This is a genomic window from Pedobacter hiemivivus (assembly GCF_004331685.1).
GTDB classification, from domain to species: Bacteria; Bacteroidota; Bacteroidia; order Sphingobacteriales; family Sphingobacteriaceae; genus Pedobacter; species Pedobacter hiemivivus.
On sequence record NZ_SJSM01000023.1, the window covers coordinates 1 to 22,904 of the forward strand.

The 22,904-nt window shown below is 39.2% G+C and carries 19 protein-coding genes; 13 read left to right on the top strand and 6 right to left on the bottom strand.

Going from position 1 to position 22,904, the window contains the following annotated elements; genetic code table 11:
* Window positions 1–411: 411 nt before the first annotated feature.
* Window positions 412–1,119 (bottom strand): alpha/beta fold hydrolase, encoded by a 708-nt coding sequence (locus EZ444_RS22485; RefSeq protein ID WP_131611583.1) that lies wholly within the window; start codon window positions 1,117–1,119, stop codon window positions 412–414.
* 276 nt (window positions 1,120–1,395) lie between these two features.
* Between EZ444_RS22485 and EZ444_RS22490 the strand changes: the two genes are divergently transcribed.
* Window positions 1,396–1,953: a rhomboid family intramembrane serine protease gene (locus EZ444_RS22490; RefSeq protein ID WP_131611584.1), complete on the top strand. Its 558-nt coding sequence runs from the start codon at window positions 1,396–1,398 to the stop codon at window positions 1,951–1,953.
* Window positions 1,954–1,966: 13 nt separating this feature from the next.
* Here EZ444_RS22490 and EZ444_RS22495 read toward each other — a convergent pair whose 3' ends face one another.
* Entirely contained in the window at window positions 1,967–2,476 is a 510-nt protein-coding gene (locus tag EZ444_RS22495) for a MepB family protein (protein ID WP_131611586.1), read from the bottom strand.
* 220 nt (window positions 2,477–2,696) lie between these two features.
* On the opposite strand from EZ444_RS22495, the gene EZ444_RS22500 reads away from it, so the two are divergent.
* Window positions 2,697–3,503, top strand: a complete 807-nt coding sequence (locus tag EZ444_RS22500; RefSeq protein ID WP_131611588.1) for an RpnC/YadD family protein — start codon at window positions 2,697–2,699, stop codon at window positions 3,501–3,503.
* Between the two features lie 234 nt (window positions 3,504–3,737).
* On the top strand, window positions 3,738–4,592 hold the full coding sequence (locus tag EZ444_RS22505) for a HEPN domain-containing protein (RefSeq protein ID WP_131611590.1): 855 nt from the start codon (window positions 3,738–3,740) through the stop codon (window positions 4,590–4,592).
* On the opposite strand, the gene EZ444_RS22510 is transcribed toward EZ444_RS22505, so the two are convergent.
* Window positions 4,585–5,916, bottom strand: coding sequence for a MutS-related protein (locus tag EZ444_RS22510; protein ID WP_131611592.1), 1,332 nt, complete (start codon window positions 5,914–5,916; stop codon window positions 4,585–4,587). The two genes, EZ444_RS22505 and EZ444_RS22510, sit on opposite strands and share 8 nt — an antisense overlap.
* A 131-nt stretch (window positions 5,917–6,047) precedes the next feature.
* Between EZ444_RS22510 and EZ444_RS22515 the strand changes: the two genes are divergently transcribed.
* Window positions 6,048–6,887, top strand: a complete 840-nt coding sequence (locus tag EZ444_RS22515) for a DUF6515 family protein (RefSeq protein WP_225874817.1) — start codon at window positions 6,048–6,050, stop codon at window positions 6,885–6,887.
* Between the two features lie 38 nt (window positions 6,888–6,925).
* On the opposite strand, the gene EZ444_RS22520 is transcribed toward EZ444_RS22515, so the two are convergent.
* Window positions 6,926–7,285 carry a hypothetical protein gene (locus EZ444_RS22520; protein WP_131611594.1) on the bottom strand — a complete coding sequence of 120 codons (360 nt, stop codon included), beginning with the start codon at window positions 7,283–7,285 and terminating at the stop codon, window positions 6,926–6,928.
* 318 nt (window positions 7,286–7,603) lie between these two features.
* Window positions 7,604–8,647: a hypothetical protein gene (locus EZ444_RS22525; RefSeq protein WP_131611596.1), complete on the bottom strand. Its 1,044-nt coding sequence runs from the start codon at window positions 8,645–8,647 to the stop codon at window positions 7,604–7,606.
* Window positions 8,648–8,769: 122 nt separating this feature from the next.
* Here EZ444_RS22525 and EZ444_RS22530 point away from each other — a divergent pair, with 122 nt between their 5' ends.
* From EZ444_RS22530 to EZ444_RS22570, 9 genes are all read left to right on the top strand, one after another.
* The gene (locus EZ444_RS22530; protein ID WP_131611598.1) at window positions 8,770–9,777 is read left to right on the top strand and encodes an LLM class flavin-dependent oxidoreductase; all 1,008 of its coding nucleotides are present in this window, start codon (window positions 8,770–8,772) and stop codon (window positions 9,775–9,777) included.
* A 203-nt stretch (window positions 9,778–9,980) separates the two neighbouring features.
* A complete protein-coding gene (locus EZ444_RS22535) occupies window positions 9,981–10,547 on the top strand; it encodes an RNA polymerase sigma factor (protein ID WP_131611600.1) in 567 nt (188 codons plus the stop codon).
* A 63-nt stretch (window positions 10,548–10,610) separates the two neighbouring features.
* Window positions 10,611–11,780 carry a FecR family protein gene (locus tag EZ444_RS22540; RefSeq protein WP_131611602.1) on the top strand — a complete coding sequence of 390 codons (1,170 nt, stop codon included), beginning with the start codon at window positions 10,611–10,613 and terminating at the stop codon, window positions 11,778–11,780.
* A 345-nt stretch (window positions 11,781–12,125) separates the two neighbouring features.
* A complete protein-coding gene (locus EZ444_RS22545) occupies window positions 12,126–15,563 on the top strand; it encodes a TonB-dependent receptor (RefSeq protein ID WP_165503699.1) in 3,438 nt (1,145 codons plus the stop codon).
* 8 nt (window positions 15,564–15,571) lie between these two features.
* Window positions 15,572–17,275: a RagB/SusD family nutrient uptake outer membrane protein gene (locus EZ444_RS22550; RefSeq protein WP_131611606.1), complete on the top strand. Its 1,704-nt coding sequence runs from the start codon at window positions 15,572–15,574 to the stop codon at window positions 17,273–17,275.
* Window positions 17,276–17,300: 25 nt separating this feature from the next.
* Window positions 17,301–18,983, top strand: coding sequence for a DUF5018 domain-containing protein (locus tag EZ444_RS22555; RefSeq protein WP_165503700.1), 1,683 nt, complete (start codon window positions 17,301–17,303; stop codon window positions 18,981–18,983).
* Window positions 18,984–19,065: 82 nt separating this feature from the next.
* Window positions 19,066–20,469, top strand: a complete 1,404-nt coding sequence (locus EZ444_RS22560) for a family 10 glycosylhydrolase (RefSeq protein WP_131611610.1) — start codon at window positions 19,066–19,068, stop codon at window positions 20,467–20,469.
* Window positions 20,470–20,575: 106 nt separating this feature from the next.
* Window positions 20,576–21,181, top strand: a complete 606-nt coding sequence (locus EZ444_RS22565; RefSeq protein ID WP_131611612.1) for a phosphatase PAP2 family protein — start codon at window positions 20,576–20,578, stop codon at window positions 21,179–21,181.
* Window positions 21,182–21,245: 64 nt separating this feature from the next.
* Window positions 21,246–22,292 carry an NAD(P)-dependent alcohol dehydrogenase gene (locus tag EZ444_RS22570; RefSeq protein WP_131611614.1) on the top strand — a complete coding sequence of 349 codons (1,047 nt, stop codon included), beginning with the start codon at window positions 21,246–21,248 and terminating at the stop codon, window positions 22,290–22,292.
* On the opposite strand, the gene EZ444_RS22575 is transcribed toward EZ444_RS22570, so the two are convergent.
* Window positions 22,289–22,882 (bottom strand): 2OG-Fe(II) oxygenase, encoded by a 594-nt coding sequence (locus EZ444_RS22575; RefSeq protein ID WP_131611616.1) that lies wholly within the window; start codon window positions 22,880–22,882, stop codon window positions 22,289–22,291. The two genes, EZ444_RS22570 and EZ444_RS22575, sit on opposite strands and share 4 nt — an antisense overlap.
* Window positions 22,883–22,904 lie beyond the last annotated feature (22 nt).

Sequence of the window (22,904 nt, forward strand, 5' to 3'; positions counted from 1 at the left end):
TGGCGATCCCAAATTGAGTTGCTGCTTTGTGTGTGTTTTCAGTTTGCTTCTCCTTTGTCAACCTGGATTTGCCTGTAACCAATTGCATATTGCGATACTTCTTAAAAACAGCAGGTCCTATTACACCTGTCAGGAATTTTCCGTCAAATTTTGCCATGATCTATATGTTTTTTATAAATAAACAACTGATCTAAGATAAGGTTTGGATAGCATACTACAAAATTTCAAGTTAAAAAAAATCAAACAGTAATCAAACTCTATGTTTTTTATTGAAAAAGTTGGAGTATAGTTGGAGTATACTTGGACTATACTTGGAGTATTATACTGACCAGGCCGATCGCTGTCTTATCCGTATATGGCTAATATCCGTTAATATGTAGCGAATTAAATTTCCTTAGACTAGAGTCAGATCTAGTACTTATTAATCTCTCTTATAATACAATCCCTTACTTCCTTAGCATTGGAATAAACCATAAAGTGCCCGCCACCCTTAATGGTAATGTCAGGCTTATGGTACCTAATCGGTAAAATAATATCAGCGGTCCCATGTATATGGGTTAGATTTGACGGACGTTCCTTATTCCTCCACTTTAAGATACATGTTAATGCCCATTTTATGAAACTTGGGTCGCTGTCAATGATAAGTTGTTTTAATAATTCCCGTTCATCTTGAGTTTTGGCACCCATAAAATTCAGTCCTATATTATTAATGCGCTTGAATAAGGCAATAGGAATCATTTTTTGTAACCTTATATTCCCGGCTCTTTTATAATACCATGGTAATCCGGAAAAAACAGGTGTACTAGATATGAGGAAGGTATGAACTGGATTTAGCTTCTTTGCTATTTCAGTAGCTAACATACCGCCAAATGATAATCCAATTAAAAAGAATGGGGTAGAGGTATCGATTTTAAGGGCTAGCCGTGCTGCGTAGGCTTCCAAAGATTCACCAAGCTCAGGAGTAATCCAGTTAAGATATACCAGTTCGAAATCTGCAGGAAATACAAGCTTTTTAAAGGCGCGTCTATCCGCACCCAAACCGCTGATTAAATAAATTCGTTTAGCCATGATTTCATCTAAGTTAGCATTAAGATGCCTTGCTATTTTAGAAAACTTCATTATTTTTATAGAATATTAATAGCTTTCAAATTATGGCAATAGGCTTTACCCCCTAAGTACAATGATGCGTTTCCTTTAACTGATTTAACACAACAACAATATATTGCACTCGCTATCGAAGCTGCAAAGTCTCTTGGTTGGGATGTATTTTACGCAAGCAGTGTAGGGTTTAAAGCGTATACAAACAAAAATTCCTTCCTTTCTAAAAATCAGCTTATAAAATTTACAATTGTAGCCGATAATGTAGGCATTGAAAGTTTATCTCTAGGTACCGAAATGGTCGATTTTGGTAAAAATAAGAAGAATGTTAACAAACTAATTTCTGCCATAGAGGAATTAAAACCGGATTTCAATATTGAAGAATTGGAATTGAAATATGAAGCATTAACATTGGTTGCTGATGAAGAAGATGATCTTACATTAGAACCAGCAACAGCGACTGAAAATTTTAAAGGCTTTCTTTCAATTTTCGTCCCAAGAAATGGATACTTCATTACGCCCATTCTACTCAATTTAAATTTACTTATTTTCATCCTAATGGTATTGCTGGGGGTAAATCCTTTTAACCCTGATGGTGAAAGTTTGATTAGATGGGGGGCTAATTTTAAACCGGTAACAACTGCTGGTGAGCCTTGGCGGTTGCTTACCAATTGTTTTTTGCACATAGGAATTCTGCACCTGTTGATGAACATGTATGCTTTGGTCTTTATTGGAGTAATATTAGAGCCTTATTTAGGTAAGACTAGATTTGTTGCTGCATACCTTCTTGCTGGTGTTGGGGCCAGTGTAGCTAGTTTATGGTGGCACGATATGACCATTAGACTAAATAGATAAAAAGAGGTTGTTTTTATTTGAGTAGCATTTTTGCACGTTCTAGATCAATATTGGACTGGTCGATTGGTATAGCTAAAAAATAATCTAATTGCCATTGTTGTGTTTGCCTTGCTTGTTTACTGGTAGGTTCATCCCAGGGAGGATATACTCTTATAGCGCGTTTTCCTTCTCGTTCAGGAGTTGAAAGTACGCCCTTTTTTAGGAGAACCGTTTTAGGAAATATGAATTGTCCTAAAAGATCAGCCTTGCGAGTGCTGACAATTAGAAAGTCGATCTTATCGGAAATAGAATAAGGTTCGATTGGGCCATTATCACTTCTTTTCCATATCGTTACAAACTGCCCAATTTTTGTAGGTGTAATCTTAGCCACTCGAAACCTTATAGCGAGCCCATCAAGCTTAAATTCACAAGCATTATAGTCGGAGCTTTCAATTTCTATACTAGCCGCTGTAAAACTATAACCGCAGGGAATATATACAAGCTGCTGGGCCAAAATAAGGTCAGAGGATAGAGCTTCCACCATAATTCAATTTTAAATTCCCTCAAATATATCATTAAGAATAATACATAATATTTCAATTCTTTTAATGCTGCTGAATAGTCCATTACCCCCATATTCACTTATTTATATTAATTAATGAGAAATTTTATTGTTTATAATTTATTCATCAACTGTAAGATAAGTTAATAAAACTTTTGTAAAGTAAAATTAGATATGTAGGTTTGCTTAGATAATTTGATCTATGGCAAATAGAAATGATAACCATTTGCAGGGGAACATATACGATAAGCTCTTTAAAGAGAATATTCAGCAAAACCTTTCTGGAATTGTTAAGCATGTATTAAGCTTAGATGTAATCACAATAGAAGTATTAAATGAAGATGTACAATATACCAAGAAGAGAAAAACAGATCTATTAACCAAAGTAATTGACAAGAACGGTAATACATACCTACTTCATGTCGAGTACCAGACCAATAATTATCGCAACATGCACTATCGCATGGCCGATTATAGCATCATGTTGCAAAGGAAATATAAGTTGCCCGTTAAACAATTTGTAATTTATATTGGCCCTGGAAAGGCTAATATGCCAACGGTTATTGATACAAAAGATCATAAGTTTAGATATACGATGACAAGCTTATCTGCCGTTGATTATAGATTGTTTTTAAAATCAGATGCTATAGAGGAGAAAATGTTAGCTGTTCTTGGTAATATAGATCCTCAAGACTCGGTGTTTGTATTGGAAGAGATTGTCAAGGCTATTAAATATAATGTTGCCTCTGGCTTATCAACAGATCGTTATTTACAGCAATTACACGTATTAGTTAAATTAAGGAATTTAGGAGATAAATTAGAAGAAGTTATGATAAATGTTGCTGATTTTTTTAAAGAAGAGGAAGACCCATTATTTCGTAGAGGGCATAAAAAAGGAAAAATTGAAGAGCAAATCGAGATTGCTCGTAATTTTAAAAGCATAGGTGTAGCCACAACTGATATCGCTAAGGGGACAGGATTATCTGTAATGGAAGTGGAGGCTTTGTAGGAGGGTATAGTATATCCTTGACTGGCAACCCGTATCTGGAAGATGCCATTGATGAATATAATAAATAAAAACTACAGATTTTCTACAGAATTATTTATTACATTTGTGCTGAGAGCGTTAATTTAATAACTCGCTTCCCGGTATGGGGGCGGGTTATTTCTTTTATACGGTTTACTTCTTTCTTATTCGTTATATTTACGTATACGAACCTTAGAAAAATAAAACCTGATTCTGATGAAAACATCAATAGCTCATTTACCAGAAACTAAACAAAGGGAAATTGCCCATATACTAAAGATTATTAGAGAAGAAGCTAATCCTGAAAAAGTAATCCTATTCGGTAGCCATGCCAGAGGTAACTGGGTCGAAGATGAGTATATCGAAGATGGTGTTCGCTTTAGCTATATCAGTGATTACGATTTCCTGGTCATCATTAAAAAGAACGGGACAAAGGAACAGGAGATCATCAGCAGCATAGAAAATCGATGCAATAGTTTCAAAAATGTGATCAGCCCAATTATTCATGACATTGAGTACGTTAATGAAGGCTTGCGCGTAGGTCAGTATTTCTTTTCCGATATTATTTCCGAAGGCATATTGATACATGATACGGGAATTTTTCAGTTCGAAAAGGCAAAAGAACTGACTCCTAAAGAAGAGAAGGAGCGGGCCCAAAGCTATTTCAACATGTGGTATCCACAAGCTTCGCAATTTTTAATCGATGCTAAAAATGCTGCCGAGCGCGGAAAAGACGGCCGAAGAAATAGCGTATTTTACTTGCATCAGGCAACAGAATGTTTCTACAGCGCGGCCCTATTGGTATTTACTGGCTACAAGCCCAAAACCCATAATCTCGCAAAATTAAGGAACTATGTAAAACATGTATCGATAGATCTGTATATCCTGTTTCGTATGCCTATACTAAATGAGCACGAATTTCACCTCTTTGATCTGCTTAAACGTGGTTATGTAGATGCCCGCTATAAATTAGATTACGACATTACGGATGAAGAATTAAAAGGACTGATTGATAAGGTTACCAATATGCAGGAGATCGTTAAGACAATTTGTGAAGAGAAAATTAAATAGCTTTTGAAGCACTTTTTATCAATTCAATTATACCTTCATTCTGAACTATATACATACCCAGTCGCTCAGTGGATATCCCTTCTTTTAATAAGTAGGTAAATACAGGCTTTTTATCTTCAAAATAAACGTCTAAATATTTGAAAGCAATGTTTTCGAACTTCTTTAGCTCTTCGGCAAGTTCTACAATATGTGTAGATATAAAGAAGGCCGAATTGCGAATTGCGGTTAGTGCCGAAATGATCAGCAGTGATCCATCATAAGCATCTTTTACATTCGTTCCTCTAAACAGCTCGTCGAATATGATGAACATGTTGTTGTGGTTATTTAACAAGGACGCGGCCTGTTTAACGCGCTTTACTTCGCTATAATAATGACTTAAGCCTTGATTGATGTTGTCGGGCAAGTTTATAGTCGTCATCAATCCATTAAAAATGGTAGTCTTCATATATGCACAGGGTACTGGAAAGCCAATGTGTGCGAGATAAATCGATATGCCTATCGACTTTAACAGCGAGGATTTTCCTGCCATGTTCGATCCGGTAAGGAAAAACATGTTGTTTTGATTGTTTACTGTGACATCGTTGCTGATTGGATTTTCAAGAGAGGGATGAAACAGCCCTTTAAGTTCCAGCTTAACGTCGGCAGTAGCTACATAATCCGGAAAGCTGAACCCTCTTCTCCTTGCCACATAGGCTAGTGTCTCAAATGCATCCAATTCGTAAATACATTGTAGAATCTCACAGATGTGCTGTTTGCCGGGTCCTCTAAACACACTGTCGAGTTTACTGATCTGGTAAAAGCTTAATTTATTAGGATTAACTAAAACGGATTCTTTTAAAGGAGGTGATGCCAGCAAAGCCATTATCCTGGCCAACATATTTTGCAAATGTTTTGGAGCATCTGTAGGTATCGTTTCTAAAAAATCACAAACTTTCCTAATCACTTTAATAATGGAGGAAATGCCTACGGAGATGATATAATAATCATTGCTGGGGTTCAATTTATGACTTGCAAAATCATAAAATGAATCAATCATGTTCCGCTTTAAAAACCTTTTATTGTGGTTTAGGTAATGATCAGCTAAATCCAGTTGCTCCCGGCTAAGTTTTAGTGAAATTTCATGATCATAATAATATTTTATAGCCTCTTTTCTGGCGTTTAAAACATTGATGTCGGCTACAGGATTATACATCATTTCATGAATTTTTTCCCGCCCACCAATAGTACTGGTCAGCTTAAAGATATTAAATAATGCATCCGTATCTGAAGAGGATGAGAATACGTTCAGATCTGTATAGGTCTGACTGTCCATATTAAACTTCATAATAGCAAGCTAATGATATGAAGGTCTAATATAGCCTATTTATCATCCATTTGTAAGGTTTGGAAAGATAAATAAAACAGAAATAATCCTTTTTAGGTATTATAGGTCATAATACTAAAATTGAGAGCGTTATGAAAATGGCAAGATTAAAATGGTTATTTACAGTAGGATCTATCGTATTGGTGACTGGCTTTACTACCAATGATGCTTTGGCACAACGTGGTGGTAGTGGTACGCCAAGGCCTTCACGTCCTTCGGGCGGAACAAGACCTCCAAGTGTTGGTACGCGACCGCCTAGTGGGGGAAGACCGCCGAGCGTAAGTAGGCCGCCAAGTGGTGGAAGACCTCCAAGTGTAGGCGTTAGACCTCCTAGCTATAGACCAAATAGACCGCCACAGTATAGACCAAACTATCATTACCATAGACCTGGGGTTTCTTATCACAGACCTTATTATGGTTTTTATAGCTATTATAGACCTTTTTTAGGTATTAGTTTAAGCGTATTGCCTTTTGGATATTATCCATTCTATTACGGCCCTAACCAGTTTTATTATGCAGGCGGCTTTTTTTATCAGCAAGCTGATAATGGATACAAAGTGGTTGTACCTCCGGTAGGAGCACAGGTACCTAGCATACCATCAGAAGCGAAAGCTATCTCTATTAATGGTCAGAATTATTACGAATACAAAGGTGTTTATTACAACAGTACCGTTGATGCGAATGGAAAAACCGTTTATGTAGTTGCAGGTAAGGACGGCGTTTTAGAAACCGATGGTAAGACAGATGCTGGTCCATTAGATGATGTCGGTCCATTGCCTAAAATTGGTGATGTGGTAGATGAACTTCCTGCTGACACCAGAGACGTAGTGATAAAAGGGGTGTTGTACTATGTTTCTCAGGAGGGTGTTTATTACGAAAAGGTAATAGATGGTGACAAGGTTACTTATAAAGTAATTGGCATAGGTAACTAAAAAACGGTTAATTAAAATATAAAGAGCAGCTTGGTGAATTAAAGTTTATCAGGCTGCGCTTTGCTTAACAAAGTAATGATACGCTCTTTATCATTGATCTGATCCTTTAAAGTTGCAACCATTTCCTTACAGCTTTTAAGTGTTGATTTTAAATCCCCGTACTCAACAGCTGGTTCCGATACCATATTCTGGTCAGCGTCTAAACCTTCAGTATTGAAAAAGCAGCACGGTGATACTTCAAGTATTTCCGCCATCAGCAAGATATCTTTGTACTTAATAGATTCATTGATCAGGCCAAGTCTTAAACCATCAAAGGTTTTACCCATACTAATGGCCAGCCAGCTAAGTGATCTGTGTTTATCTCTTATGATTCCGTCAATTATTGCTTTTAAAGACATCAGCTTTCTTTTTTTTATTGCAAAATAAGAATATTGTGTTAAAGAGTGTATATTTTTTGATAAAATCGCATAAAAATATTGTGAAGATGGTTAAATAACTTGTTTGATTAACCATAAAAATTTTGGAGTTTTAACCAAAATTTTAGACAAAGCAGAGGGGCGTTTGAAAAAAAATATTCCTATTCTCTTGACAATCAATATTTTTTTTTTAATTTTACACTCGAGAGCGTTAATTTGCGGGGGCATCGTCTTTAAGACCTGCTTCCGCTTTTTTTTTGCCCCTGTGTCGGGAGGACCAAATCCAAACTCTTTTTCAGATTACAGTTTAACCTGGCGGATGATGTTTTTGAGATTTAATTCAATAATATCAGTCATGCTTCTACATTCCAGATACTGTGGATCTTCGAGGTAATTCGACATAGCTAATTTTAAAGTATTTATGTTTTCAACGGTGGTGAGTACTTCCGTATTGGATACATCCCGCAAATCTGTTAGCCGATGTCGTTCACTGCGGACCCGATGCAGCAAAGACGACTTTTCTTCCTGCTGGTATTGTAAATAGGTTTTTTCGGTCAAGTGATCCATACCCAATTTTACATAAGGGAAGTTCTCCTTAAAAAATTGTGGGAGGTATACTTTTATATTTCCTTCATAAAACTGCTGGTCAAAATCAATAGCCCTAATTCTAAACTGTATATCGTCAAAATCAGGAGTAATCTGAACCACGAAGTTGTAAGCCCTCATGTCACCCAAAAGCATCACCAAACAGCGCTCATTAAACTTCACAAATTCCTTTGCAATACGGGTTGGGTTGTATTCTGAGTTTTGCAGGTAGCTCTTTGCAAACACATCCCCCGGGATTCCGGCAATATGTTCTTCAATCAAGGTTTCACGATCTACCAGGTAATTGACTTGATTGGGAGATAAGATGTGTTCCAATTCTAAGCCATATATTCTTGAGGCATCAGCCTTTTTAACATAGAAGTAATCGTAAACATCATTTAACCTGTTCACAATTCGTACTCTAAAAGGATGTGTATTGCCAAAAGTGCAGTATTCAATCTTATCGATGTATTTATGCTGTACAATCCGCAAATTACCTGAAGCCTTTAAATTGGCATACACTATTTTTAAACCGTTGTGTAGCTCTTCAATCCTGTCGTTCGCATAGATAGGCGATTCCCAAAGTGAATCCTTTCCATTCTTATCCATGATGGGAAAAGCCTCTGTAAACATCCTCAGATCATCATAAGTGATAGGCAGTTTAGACTCCCGCTGATAGATTTTAAGGTATTTCTGCAAGGCCGGGGATACCGGGAATATGGGCTTCTTACGCGAAATTCTTACATCATTGGATTCCATGGCTTGGCAATTTATGCTCAATTTCGGGTATTTCATTTGAATTTCATAATGATGTAGGTTTAAAGTCATATCGGTTCAGACATAGGAAAAATAATATCCCTGGAATGTAGTTTTGCATTACGATGAAAACACTGCTCAAAAACATACCATATTCTGTGCTTGATCTTGCAACAGTTATAGAAGGAAAAACACCTGCCGATACTTTTAGAAACAGTTTAGACCTGGCACAACATGTGGAAGGTTGGGGCTATAACCGTTACTGGCTAGCCGAGCATCACAATATGATCAGTGTAGCCAGTTCTGCTACAGCTGTAGTGATCGGACACATTGCTGGCGGAACAAAATCCATCAGAGTAGGCTCTGGCGGGATCATGTTGCCAAATCACTCACCCTTAATCATTGCCGAGCAATTTGGAACATTGGCATCTTTGTATCCGGGACGTATTGATTTGGGATTAGGGAGGGCACCAGGTACCGATCAGGTTACTGCAGCAGCGATAAGAGGCGACTTGCGTTTTCAGGCCGCGCAGGATTTCCCAAGAGAAGTCATCAAGCTACAAACCTATTTATCTGCCGAGAACAGCACTAGTCACGTAAGGGCAATCCCTGGCGAAGGGCTGGATATTCCAATATGGATTTTAGGTTCGAGTACCGATAGCGCACGTTTGGCAGCTGCCATGGGCTTACCATATGCCTTTGCCAGCCACTTTGCCCCGGCACAATTTATGGCCGCCATAAATATATACAGACAAAATTTTAAACCATCAGCGCACCTTAGTGAGCCCTATGTGTTGGCTTGTGTAAACGTAGTTGCAGCAGATACTGATGCAGAAGCGAACCGACTGGTTACTTCGCTTTATCAGCTATTTCTGGGAATAGTTACCGGAAAGCGCAAACTATTACAACCACCCGTAGATGATATGAATGACGTGTGGGATGTGTATGAAGAAGAGCAGGCCAATCAAATGCTAGCCTGTACATTTGTTGGAAGTAAGGAAACACTTAAGACAGATCTTCAACAGTTTTTAGACCAAACGGGCGTTGATGAGTTGATGGTTACCTCACATATTTTTGATCATCAGGCAAGGTTAAAGTCATACGAGCTTTTAGCAGAAGTGTTTAAAGGCTAGTTATTTCGTTTAAGATTTCTATATACAGGAGTAAAAATACCGCTTAAATAAAGAAACCCTTAGAATCATTGGTTCAATGTAATAGTTATTTGAAAATAATTATTTAATATTGGCTTAATCTTAATAAAATATATTTAAAACTTGGTTTTAAGTTTAGATTAAGAGAGAAATTTTAACCAAATGACATCTGGGTTGCTTAGTTTATGGTGCTGTATATAGAACTTTCTGATACCGAATTAGTAGACTTATTGAAGTCTGGAAACAGAGCTGCGTTTACTGAAATCTTTAATCGATATCAGTCCTTACTTTATATTTTTGCCTATAAGAAGATCGGTGATAGGGAAGAGGCCAAGGATCTGATTCATGAACTTTTCTTAACCTTTTGGGAGAAACGCGAACTATTAAACATTTCTTGTAGCTTGCCTGCTTATCTGTTTACCGTCCTTAAAAACCGGGTATTTGATTTGTATAAACACAAAAAAGTATCCCAACGCTATCTTGAAACCTTTCAAACGTATCTGGATACAGAACAGAATGCGACCGATTATTTGGTACGTCATAATGAATTGTCCTGCCTTATTGAAAAAGAAATAGCCAGCTTACCGTATAAAATGCGTGAAGTATTCGAGCTGAGTCGAAAAACCAACCTTTCTCGTAAGGAAATTGCCACCGAGCTTAACCTATCTGAACAAACCGTTAAAAGTCATATGCACCATGCGCTTAAAATATTAAAAACTAAGTTGGGACCAATGGTGATACTGGTTTTATAGTTTTTTCATTTTTTATTTAACCCCTGTGTTTAGGTAAATCGTTATGTATTAAAATAGCATGAAATGATGCAGCATAAGGACGCAGAAAGTTTAATTAAAAAATATCAATCTGGATTGTGTAGTCCGGAAGAGCAAGCGATTGTAGAGAACTGGCTTACCTTTGGTGAGGCGAGGAAATTTGATTTAACAGAAAGGGAACTCGAAGCTGATTTACAAGACTTGCAAGGCAGGCTAGCTCATGTCCACACAGTAAAGCGGATCAGCTTATGGCCGCGTATTGCTGTGGCTGCTACCATACTATTGGCTTTAAGTATTGGCTTTTACTTTTATCCTAAGCTTAAAAAGAACAATGATACACCCCTAATTGCTGCGGATAAAGATATTGCCGGCGGAAAGAATAAAGCCATTTTAACACTGGCTAATGGTGCTAAGATCTCAATTACTGATGCCCTGAATGGTGAATTGGCAAAAGAATCTGGAATTGTCATCTCTAAAACTTCGAACGGACAGCTGGTTTATAAGGTGACCGACAAAACGGCTGCTTCGGGAGGCAATGCGAAGCGGTACAATACCATCGAAACACCAAGAGGTGGACATTATGAGGTTGTATTGCCTGATGGAACCAAAGTTTGGTTAAATGCATTATCCTCGATTAAATTCTCAGAAAGATTTACAAATGTTCCAGAACGTCGGGTTGAACTTGAAGGTGAAGCTTATTTTGAGGTGGCTAAAGATAAAAAACACCCATTTATTGTAAGGACGGATAAGCAGGAGATTGAAGTACTGGGTACACATTTTAACATCAATAGCTATGCTGATGAACACAAATCGGTAACCACCCTATTGGAAGGCTCTGTTAAAGTTGCACCTGTGGGGATTGAAAAAGGGAAAGCAGACCTGGTGCTCCACAGCCTTTCAAGAGTCATTAGCCCTGGTCAACAGGCAAGCTCGGTACACCATGATATCAAGGTGGAAGTTGCTGATTTGGACTTGGTGATGGACTGGAAAAATGGTGATTTTATATTTAAGAAAGAAAGCCTTGCAGGGATCATGAGAAGGGTATCTCGTTGGTATGATGTAACGGTTGAATACGATAAAGAAATAGATCTGAATCAGACTTTTAGTGGTTCGGTTTCCAGATCTAAGAATATTTCTGAAGTACTAAAGATTATGCAATCAGCCGGTCAGCTCAAGTTCGATATACTGGGAAAAAAGGTTGTGGTAACCAAATAAACAAGATTAAAACTTAACCAAACAAGATGAAAAAAAACTACAAAAACAGTACTTAAACCGTCATCATGGTCAAATTAAAATTACCGGAAGTGCTGAAACACCCCCGGTAATTTTTAATGCTGATCCATTAAACCCCAAAGATTTGGGCATTGTGTAACCAATTATTTAATGAATGATATGAAGTGTTTCCCCTTGTAAAGTAAGCACTGCATATACTTAAACAGAACCAAATGTATGAAATTTTACATTAAAAGCCTATGTCGGCCGCCGGCATGTGCAGCCACCTTTTTGTGGATGATGAAGCCGCTACAGCGGATCGATCCAACAATTAAAAGACAGATTATTATGAGGGTTAAACTAATTGTAGTCCTGCTAACCACCACAATTTTACACCTGAGTGCCAGCACTTATAGTCAAAGTGTAACGTTGAGGTATAGCAATGCTACCTTGGTAAATGTATTTAAAGAGATCAGGATGCAAACTGGCTATGATTTCTTTTATAGCGACAAGCTAATGAGCGATGCAAAGCCGGTTAATTTAAACCTGAGCAATGTAAGTCTGGACAAAGCATTAATGATTTGCTTTAAGGATCAGCCCTTGAGTTACAGGATAGAAAATAAAACCGTTATTGTAAAAGAGAAAGAGATCTCCATCGTGGACAAGGTGCTGGGCTACTTTTCAGTCGCTGATGTACGTGGGCGGGTATTGGATGAGCAAGGATTGCCATTGATCGGTGTCAGCGTAAAAGTGAAAGGAAGTGCTTTAGGGGTGAGTACCAATGCCAATGGCGAATTTAGTCTTAAACTTCCCAAAGGCGATGAAACGTTGGTGTTTAGCTATATCGGTTATCAAAGCAAAGAAGTCGCTGTAAATAACAGTCCGGTCATCAATGTTACGCTATTAGAGGCCAAGAAAGGCTTAGATGAGGTGATTGTAGTAGGATTTGGTACGCAAAAAAAGAGAAATGTGATTGGCGCTGTAGCGCAGATCAACAGTGAAGATTTGAAGCAGATGCCGACCATGAACATTACCAATATGCTATCGGGTAGGTTGCCAGGGATTACTACCTTACAACAATCTGGACGTCCGGGTGCAGATGATGCTACGCTTAGGATCAGGGGAACTTCATCTTATCAGGGCAGTCAGGGACCAATTGCCATCGTTGATGGGGTTGAACGTCCGTTTGCCCAGTTAGATCCAAATGAAATTGAAAGTATCTCGATACTTAAAGATGCGGTAGCACTATCTGTTTACGGTTTACAGGCCGCAAACGGGATTATATTGGTGACTACCAAAAGAGGTAAGGCACAACAGCCAAGCATCAGCTATGATGGTGCGGTGATGGTAAACTCGAACACACGTTTCCCTAAGTTTTTAGATGGCCCGGATTATATGGAATGGTTTTCTAAAGCGGAAGAAATGGACAATGAGTACCGGATCAGTACAGATCAGGACCCTAACCCTTTAACCTATAATAAAACACAAATTAATGCCCTCAGGAATGGGACAAATACCAATCCATTGCTAGGGAATACAGATTGGATAGGTGAATTTTTGGGCAAATCCAGTACTTCTCAAAGCCATGGGGTAACGGTTAGGGGTGGAACAGACAGAATCAAATACTTCTCTAATATAGGTTACCTGGATCAAGATGGAGTAGTGGCAAATACGGGTTTTAAGCGCTTTAACCTGCGGACCAATTTAGATGCCAAGTTGAATGAGATCCTATCTGTTTCATTTGATATCAATGCCAGGATGCAAAAGACAAATACACCTGGAATATCTCCAGACAATGCATCTTACATGAATCCATTTTATCAGGCCGTAAGGACATTGCCAAATATGCCAATGTTTGCGCCTAATGGATTGCCAACCGCTTACAACAGTAATGCTGGTTATGTAAATCCGATAGCATCGGTATTGCAGTCGGGTTATCAACGTGCGGAAACGAACGTATTTCAAAGTACTTTAATTTTTAATGTAAAGGTTCCCTGGGTAAATGGCCTGACGGGTAAAGTGCAAACCTCATTTGATAAGAGTGCAACGGAGAACAAAGGTTGGACTACACCATACAAGTTAATGGGCAAGGGTAGAACGCAAACTACCGGCGATTATACACTGATTGCCAATCCTCCTGGAATCACCGTTAATACACTTCGTCAGAGCTATGTTCAAAATAACAGACTGACTTTTCAACCCAGCTTAAATTACGCTAAAACATTTGGCGATCACACCATTAATGTTTTGGCGCTTTATGAATGGTCTAAGTATAACAACAACCTGTTTTCTGCTGCCGCCAGAAACTTTGCATTAAGCGAGTTACAAGATATTGATTTTGGGAGTACGGCAGCTGCTGATGTGATTAGTCCAACAGGTTCTAGTGGCGCAACAGCAAGACATGGCTATGTAGGAAGGGTAAATTATTCCTATAAAAACAAATACTTGTTTGAAGCAGCCCTTCGTGCCGATGCTTCTATTAACTTTCCTGAAGAAGGACGTTGGGGATATTTCCCGGGAGCGGGCGTAGGCTGGATAGCCAGTGAGGAAAAATTCTTTGAACCCTTAAAAGGCACCGTTAATTTCTTTAAAATCAAGGCTTCGATGGGGATTTTGGGTAAAGAAGAGACCCTAAGTACTTTTGCTTATTTGCCTACTTTTAGTTTTACAGATAATCCAGTAGCGGTTATTGGCGGAGCAAGTGTTTCTGCTTTATATACCGGGGCACCACCAAATAAGGACCTTACCTGGGAAAAACATCGGGTAACCAATGTGGGTTTTGAAGCTGAATTGTGGAATGGCAAATTAGGTGTAGATTTTGATTATTTCTATAAAGTGGTAACTGATATTTTAACCACCCGGTCTGGACTTTATCCAGCCTCAGTAGCGGGTAATTTTCCTTCAACATTTAATGATGGAATTACTGACAACAGGGGTTTTGATCTACAAATCAGGCACCGCAATAAGATTGGTAAATTTAGCTACGGCGTTACCGGTAATTTTAACTGGGCAAGGAATAAAGTTATTTTAATAAACGAAGTTCAAAGTTTGCCATCATGGCAAAAAAGAACCGGCAGACCAATAGGTGAAAAACTGGGTTTTGTGGTTGATGGATTTTACAACAATTGGGAGGAAGCCAGAAACGGTTCTTCGCCGAGCAGTGGGATCATCGCCCCGGGATATTTCAAGTTTAAGGATTTAAATGGCGATGGAAGGGTTACCCGCGATGCGGATATGACCTTTGTGGGCCGAAGTAATATGCCAGAAATTATGTACGGTTTAAACATTGATGCCGCTTATGCTGGTTTTGATTTCTCTATGTTATTTCAGGGGGCAGCCTTATCCAGTATTGCCTTAGCCGGTGTATATGAAGGATCATCAGGTACTTCGGGTGTGGAAGACAATACTCCTTTTACCAAAACCTTTTATGGGTATGGTAACTCTCCATATTATTTAGTGGAACAGGCCTGGAGACCAGATAATCAGAATGCCAGTTATCCAAGGTTAACCTCTGGTGGTGTCGCACTTTCACCGCACAATGCAAACGCCAATTCTGGTTTTATAAAAAACAATGATTACATCAGGTTGAAATCTATTCAGATTGGTTACACGCTACCTAAGCGCTTGTTTAAATCTAAAATAGAGAAAATGCGCTTTTATGTTTCCGGATTTAACCTGTTTACATGGGATAAACTGAAATATCTGGACCCAGAGATGCCTAACGTAAATAATGGATTTTATCCTCAGCAGAAGATGATTTCCGGCGGAGTTAACCTAATATTTTAATTAGAGCTATGAAAGCATATTTAAAAACATTAAAAAAATCATTCCTCATCGCAGGTGCAATTCTTGCCATGAGCGGGTGTAAAATAGATATTGATCCATTAGATAAATATACCGATGTAGCTGTTTACCAGAATCCTGTAAACATCCGTCTTTACATTATAGGGATGTATGCTGAGTTTGGAACCTTTAAATTCGGTACTTTTCCTATCGGTTACGACAATGCCACTGATGCATTAACGGATATCATGAAATATTCATCGGGTGTTTCTGGTAATGGAACGGTTAATATCCTGGCTTCAGATGCTTCGAGAGTGAGTGCAGCCGGGCCGATGTTAAATTATTGGACGAACGGGTATATTAGAATCCGTCGTTTAAATGAGTTTCTGGAAGGATTGGATACCAAAGCACAGGGGCTTGATGAAGCCACTAAGCTGAAGTTTCAGGCCGAAGCACGTTTTATCAGGGGCTATGTTTATTTCTGGTTGGTGAAATTGCATGGCAGTGTGATATTGCTGGATAAATTGACCAGTGAAAAAGACAAGCAGCGTTCTAGTGAAGATGATTGCTGGAATTTTATAGCCGCAGATTTCGCCTTTGCAGCAGAATACCTTCCTAAAACATGGGATAGTGCAAATACGGGCCGGGTGACAAAGGGTGCAGCTTATGGAATGTTGGCCAGAACATGGTTGTATGCAGCATCTATTGCCGAGTACGACCAAAAGCAGTTTAACAGTGATCCATTAACTGGTGTGCCGACTGCAAAAGCCATTCCTTATTATACCAATGCATCTAAAGCGGCGGACGAAGTGAAGAAACTGGCTGGGGAAGGTTTATACGACCTTGAAGCAAATTTCGCTTCTATTTTTACTAATAAAAACACCAAGGAAGCTATCTTTAAAATCGATTTTATTCGCCCACAATTTACCCATCAATATGATCTGGGTTTTGCTCCGCCAAAGGATGCACCTGGGCAAGTGTTGGTTTATGGTGTGCCCACTGCAGAATTGGTAAACGAATTTGAAATGAGTGACGGTTCAACCTTTTCCTGGTCGAACCCTACAATGGCTGCCAATCCTTATGTAAATAGGGAACAACGATTTAATGCGACTATACTGTTTAACGGGTCTAGCTGGAAAGGGCGTACGATAAATACAACGCCGGCCGATGCTGTTGAAGGGATTACAGAATATGGTGCATCCACCGATCCTAAAAAGACAGTGAGCGGTTATTATGCCAAGAAGTTTCTGGATCCATTGAATACCGAGATCGTAGTGAATAAAAGTGATCAAAGCTGGATGGAACTGCGCTATGCAGAAGTGTTGTTGATTGATGCGGAAGCCAAATCTAAGATCAATGACATCACTGGTGCAAAAACATCATTAAATACCCTGAGAAACAAAAGAGGTTTGCCAAATACACCTTCTCAAACCCCTGCAGAGTTAATGCGGGCTGTAGAGCATGAGCGTAAAGTGGAGCTGGCATTTGAGGGGCACCGTTATTGGGATCTTAGAAGATGGCGGAAAGCACACATCGTGTTAAACAATGTAAAGTTTACTGGCCATAAGGGCGCACCAAACGGAGCATCATTTACCTATACTACGGTTTCTGTAGACAACACAGATCGTCAATTTACGCCAGCGCTATATTACATTCCAATTCCGCTAGACGAGATTTTAAGGAACAATGCAATTACCCAGATTAAGGGATGGTAGTATTTTTTATAATATTAAACTTTTAATGATGAAGAGATTATCATTGGTTTTTATAGTTACAGCACTGGCAGGCCTCGTGCTTAACTCCTGTAAAAAGGCAGAAAAGGTGGTTCCTAATACCAAGAACGACCTGATCGATATTTACGGTACTATTGAAGGAATGGGGAGTAGCCGTTTGTTTGAACCCATTTATAGTGCCAATAAGGATAGCATCTATTTTGAGATGCCATATTATTATCCTGTTAATTCGGATAATGAGGTAGACCTTAGCAAAATAATCCTGAGGTCTAATGTACCCTCAGATGCAATGGTAACACCTGCATTGGGTGTTATTCAGGATGTATCGAAACCCTTTAAAATAAACATTACTTCAGGATCGGGTGAAGTCAGGTCATTTGTAGTGGTAGGTAAAAAGGTAGGAGATGTATCCATCACCAAAGCAAAAGTGCTGTATCAGACTGGTTCTTCAACACAAGAAATAGAGGCGGTAATTAAAGGCGACGATGTGTTATTTTATATCTTGCCTGGGGTAGATCTATCTGCTGCCACGTTAAATCTGGAGATCAATAGTCACTCTACAAGTTCTATCGCAAGTGGAGCTAGTATCAATTTGTCGCAGAATTTGCCTTTAACCATTACTGGTGTTGACGGCAAGAAAAAGACTTATACCCTAAAAGCTGCGGAACCAGTTAAATTGGATTATGGTGTAGGTATCAATAGAAGGTTATGGAGTAAAACGGCTGCCGAACTAGGGTTTACAACTAACAATGAGTCGGCAATGGCAGTGTCGGGTGATTATCTGGTTACAGTTGTTCGGACAAATCCAGCGACTTACAGGGTGTTTAACAGGCATACCGGTGTGTACATTAAAAATATGGCATTGCCATTTAGTGCATTGGCCATGCAAATTGTAAATGACTCGGAAGGCAATTTAATAGGTACCACCTTTGCAGGTAAAAATGCCAAGTTTGTTGTTTACAAATGGGCTAATGTTGATGCTACTCCTGTAAAAATCATAGATTGGACCAACAATAACCCTGCTGGAATAACTGGCGATGGTGGAGTAGGACGACGACTGAATATCTATGGAAATGTAGAAACCAATGCGGTGATTATGAGTACTGGCGGACAGTCTTCGATCATTTACAAATGGAGAATTGTAAACGGGGTACTTGTTAACAATACACCTGATGTGATTACTTATAAATCAGTTACAGGTGGGGCGGCCAGTTTTATGGGCTATCAGGCCGATGCACAACCAGTTTCTACAGATGCAAATACAGACTATTTTATCAATTATCAATTTGAGATCGGTTTGGTAAATGGGGTTACACATGAGCGAAGTGTAGGTTTTGCCAATGAGGTGGCTGTATTTGGTATATTCCATTTTGCTACGGATTACATCATATTTAATAACGCCAAATATCTTGCTGTTCAGAAGTTTGTAAAAACAACCAGTTACAACAATGCCATACTTGGCTTGTATGATGTAACGGAGAGCTCAAAGATCAATCTATCTGCTGCTGATCCAAGGTACCGCAGTTTTAACATCTACAATTCTGAAGAGTTTTTAGGGGCTACCGTAAATAGCAACGGGACCGGTGATGTGTGTTTTGGACTTTCGGCTGATAAAGAACGCTTGCAATTGTATATGCTGCTTACCAATGGTGGTATAATCGCACATGAGTTTACAAAATACGCTCCTTAATATCTCAATTAATACCCTGCAGCTTATCGCTTTTGGTTAGTCGGTAAGCTGCTAATTATGATGAACCTAAAAAATAAATCTGATGAAGAAGATTGTTTATAAAATATTCGCATGGTCTGCAGTTTTGATGGTTGGTTTTACCGCCTGTAAAAAATCAAATGTGGCAAAAAATACGCTGCCGGATGAAACGGAGCAGATCAGACCCGATACTATGCGCCGCAATGAGGCCATTGCATGGGTAGATGCGCGTTCTAATGTTTTTGGTACTTATGGTAGATTTAGTGATACCGCAAAGATTCGTAGAACGCTGGATACCCTTAAGGACGTTGGCGTAACTGGTTTGGTACTAGATGTAAAAGGATCAAACGGATATACCATGTATCCAAGTAATTATGCTCCCCAACTCACCAGTATGGATGGTAAAACTTTTACTCCGGGGGTGGATTATGTTGGTTTTATGATTGCCGAAGCAAAGAAAAGAAAATTTAAGATCTATGCTTCGATTGTAACCTTTGTAGAGGGATCTGCAGGTAAAGGTAAAGTATATGAAGATGCGGTATGGAGAGACCAGTACCAGTCTATCGTATGCGATGAAACCGGAAAACGGGTGCCTATCGTATCCACAGGTAAAAACGGGTTTGTAAACCCGGCAATCCCGGCAGTGCAGGAGCGCGCCCTTAACATCGTGAAGGAAATCGTGGCTAAATATGATATTGATGGTTTACTGCTTGATTATGCACGTTATACAGATATCAATGCCGATTTTTCTGACTACAGCAAAAATGATTTCATCAAATTTCTGGAAACGAAATACGATGATAGTCAGGCAAAGCGTATGGATTTTCCATTAGATATTGTTAAAAGCTGGAAAATTGTAAGCGGGGTAGTGACACCAAATGTGACCGGGAAGTACTATAAGCGTTGGTTGTTATATCGTGCTACGGTAATTCATGACTTTTTTGTAAAGGCTAAAGCCGCAGTTAAGAGTGTGAAGCCGAATATGAAGTTTGGTGTTTATGTAGGCGCATGGTACACTACGTATTACTCGGTAGGGGTAAACTGGGCAAGTCAGGACTACGATCCTTTTAATGACAATGAGTTGCGTTTTGATTGGTCTTATCCGGATTACAATAAAACCGGATATGGAGAGCAATTGGATTTGATTATGACAGGTAATTATTTTACCCAGTTGATGTTGGCTGATAACCCGGCAACGGCAGGCTTAGCCTATCATTGGTGGAGTGTGGAAGGCTCTTTAAAAGGCGGTAAATACATTACCCGTAATAAAATGCCGCTATATGGAAGTATAGATATGGGGAATGTTGACTGGCCTAACCAACAGGCGATTAGCAATACCATTAAATACATTAGGGCGAATGCATCAGGTGGGGTGATGCTGTTTGATGTAGTACATGTATATGCGCCACAGTATAATCGATTAAAACAACCACTCTGGGAAGCACTTAGAGAGGGATTGAAGAAATAATGCGTTAGGTTTGGATAGGGGCGGCTCCCACCCGTCCCGTCCTTTATTCATCTAAATGTATATTTGTTATTAAATCTTAGTATTTTGCCGCTAAGCGTTTTTAACTATGAAAAGCCTTTACTTTAGAAATTTACTACTGTTCGTATTTGTCTTCCCGGTAATACTACCGCTCCAACTGCAGGCGCAAAGTAAATTACAGCAATTCGATGATCAAGTATTGATCAACCTGTCGGAAACAAGAACTCCTGAAAAAACGGGCGTTTTCCTTTTTATATCTGATCACAACGATTGGGTAAATGTTGGTGTGCCTGTGGGCCTACTTGCAGCAGGGGTAATCAATGACAATAAATCCATGCGGCAAAATGCATTGTATGTGGCCAGTAGTTCGGCTGTAAATGCGCTCTTTACCCTGCTGATTAAGAAGGTCGTAAAGCGGCCAAGACCATTTTTAGCCAATGTGAAGATTAAAGCGGTGTATCAGCCTGGACAATATTCATTTCCATCAGGACATACTTCTACGGCTTTTACCACAGCAACGGCACTTTCTCAGGCTTACCCCAAATGGTATGTCATAGCGCCATCTTTTTTATGGGCAAGCTCTGTCGGCTTTTCCCGCTTGTATTTAGGGGTACATTATCCTACAGATGTGGCGGCAGGTGCAGTACTTGGTGCTGGCTCAGCTTTCTCGTTGCGGTCATTACGCGGAGAATAATCTGTTAAAAAGCTACAACAATTATCGCCTTATTTTGTTATCATTTCTCGTAATCATAAAAAACATGAATTCAGTAAAATCTTATGCCGCTAAAAGCGCAGAAAAACCACTAGAGCCTTTCCAGATTGATCGTCGCGAACCTCTAGCAGATGATGTAGAAATTAAGATATTGTATTGCGGAGTATGCCACTCTGATATTCACACCGCACGTAATGAATGGGCTGGAACGACGTATCCAATTGTTCCTGGACATGAAATTGTAGGTAAGGTAACCCGTGTCGGGTCAGATGTAAGCCGGTTTAAAGTTGGTGATACCGTAGGTGTTGGCTGCTTTGTAGATTCATGCGGTCATTGTGGCAATTGCAAGGAACACAATGAGCAATATTGTGAGAATGGGGTTTCTCAAACTTATAACTCCCTTTTACAAGATAAGAAAACCATCACTTATGGCGGCTATTCAACACATATCGTAGTCACCCAGAAATTCGTTTTAAACATTTCTGATAAATTGCCATTAGAAAAAGTAGCCCCATTGTTATGTGCAGGAATTACCACTTACTCTCCTCTAAAACATTGGAATGTAAAAGCAGGAGATAAGGTTGCCGTAGTTGGTTTGGGCGGATTGGGCCACATGGCTGTGAAGATTGCAGCATCAATGGGGGCAGATGTAACTGTATTGAGTCGTTCTAAGGACAAAGAGAAGGATGCAGCGAAATTAGGTGCGCATCATTTTGAGCTGACCACAGATCCAGACAATATGAAAAGAATGGGTAGCAGCTTCAATTTTATTATTGACACTGTTTCTGCAGAACATGATTACAATCAATACCTGGCTTTATTAAAAACGAATGGGGTAATGGTGTTATTGGGAGCGCCACCAAAACCATCTGAGGTTTCTGCATTTCAATTGATTGGTGGTCGTCGTAGCCTGGTTGGTTCTCTTGTTGGTGGCATTAAAGAAACTCAGGAAATGCTGGATTACTGTGCCGAACATAACATTACTTCGGATATTGAGCTGATCAATATCGACCAGATCAACGAAGCTTATGAGCGCACGTTAGCCGGGGATGTACATTACCGCTTCGTAATTGATATGGCATCTCTAAACTAATTGATTTTTAACCAGCCGGTAATGCTCATTCTTGACTTATTGGTCATCAATACCTCATGTTCCAGTTCGCTGCTTTTAAAGAAAACGCTTTTCCCGCTCACTGGTGAGATATTTTGCAAATGATTAAGATGGTGGATACAGAGTTCTCCGCCATCTTCTTCTATCCAGTCCTCATTCAAATACATGATCATAGAATACTGCCTTACCTCGTTATTGCGAAATTGATCTACATGTTTTTTATAAAAAGCGCCCTTTTCGTATAAGGTATAATGAAATTCATAACCTGTAATCCCAGTGTAACAGGTACGGTTTAGATGGCTTATAAAAGTATCCATCAAATTAAAAAAGCTATTCTCATGAATATTGTTGTGCTCGCGATCCAGCCAATATATCTTATCGCTGCGGTACATTTTATCGTGCACCACAACAGTGTCATTGCCGGTACCTGCAGAAAGCATCATTTTGTCATTAAACAAGCTTTTAAGGTTGTTGATCAGGTGCTTTGACAAATCTGTACTTAAAAAGTTTTCTGCAATACCTACTTTGTTTTCTATAAAGCTGTCAATAAGCTGGTCAAAGATCTTTTCCAATGGAATATTTAAGCGGGTAAGG

What these genes read in the sequence shown, in the direction of transcription:
- EZ444_RS22510 (WP_131611592.1), bottom strand. Translation starts at nt 5,916, where the DNA reads ATGAAGTTTAATATGGACAGTCAGACCTATACAGATCTGAACGTATTC.
- EZ444_RS22560 (WP_131611610.1), top strand. Translation starts at nt 19,066, where the DNA reads ATGAAGAAGATTGTTTATAAAATATTCGCATGGTCTGCAGTTTTGATG.
- EZ444_RS22520 (WP_131611594.1), bottom strand. Translation starts at nt 7,285, where the DNA reads ATGTCTTTAAAAGCAATAATTGACGGAATCATAAGAGATAAACACAGA.
- EZ444_RS22505 (WP_131611590.1), top strand. Translation starts at nt 3,738, where the DNA reads ATGAAAACATCAATAGCTCATTTACCAGAAACTAAACAAAGGGAAATT.
- EZ444_RS22545 (WP_165503699.1), top strand. Translation starts at nt 12,126, where the DNA reads ATGAGGGTTAAACTAATTGTAGTCCTGCTAACCACCACAATTTTACAC.
- EZ444_RS22530 (WP_131611598.1), top strand. Translation starts at nt 8,770, where the DNA reads ATGAAAACACTGCTCAAAAACATACCATATTCTGTGCTTGATCTTGCA.
- EZ444_RS22555 (WP_165503700.1), top strand. Translation starts at nt 17,301, where the DNA reads ATGATGAAGAGATTATCATTGGTTTTTATAGTTACAGCACTGGCAGGC.
- EZ444_RS22500 (WP_131611588.1), top strand. Translation starts at nt 2,697, where the DNA reads ATGGCAAATAGAAATGATAACCATTTGCAGGGGAACATATACGATAAG.
- EZ444_RS22495 (WP_131611586.1), bottom strand. Translation starts at nt 2,476, where the DNA reads ATGGTGGAAGCTCTATCCTCTGACCTTATTTTGGCCCAGCAGCTTGTA.
- EZ444_RS22550 (WP_131611606.1), top strand. Translation starts at nt 15,572, where the DNA reads ATGAAAGCATATTTAAAAACATTAAAAAAATCATTCCTCATCGCAGGT.
- EZ444_RS22490 (WP_131611584.1), top strand. Translation starts at nt 1,396, where the DNA reads ATGGTCGATTTTGGTAAAAATAAGAAGAATGTTAACAAACTAATTTCT.
- EZ444_RS22565 (WP_131611612.1), top strand. Translation starts at nt 20,576, where the DNA reads ATGAAAAGCCTTTACTTTAGAAATTTACTACTGTTCGTATTTGTCTTC.
- EZ444_RS22570 (WP_131611614.1), top strand. Translation starts at nt 21,246, where the DNA reads ATGAATTCAGTAAAATCTTATGCCGCTAAAAGCGCAGAAAAACCACTA.
- EZ444_RS22540 (WP_131611602.1), top strand. Translation starts at nt 10,611, where the DNA reads ATGATGCAGCATAAGGACGCAGAAAGTTTAATTAAAAAATATCAATCT.
- EZ444_RS22525 (WP_131611596.1), bottom strand. Translation starts at nt 8,647, where the DNA reads ATGGAATCCAATGATGTAAGAATTTCGCGTAAGAAGCCCATATTCCCG.
- EZ444_RS22515 (WP_225874817.1), top strand. Translation starts at nt 6,048, where the DNA reads ATGAAAATGGCAAGATTAAAATGGTTATTTACAGTAGGATCTATCGTA.
- EZ444_RS22535 (WP_131611600.1), top strand. Translation starts at nt 9,981, where the DNA reads ATGGTGCTGTATATAGAACTTTCTGATACCGAATTAGTAGACTTATTG.
- EZ444_RS22485 (WP_131611583.1), bottom strand. Translation starts at nt 1,119, where the DNA reads ATGAAGTTTTCTAAAATAGCAAGGCATCTTAATGCTAACTTAGATGAA.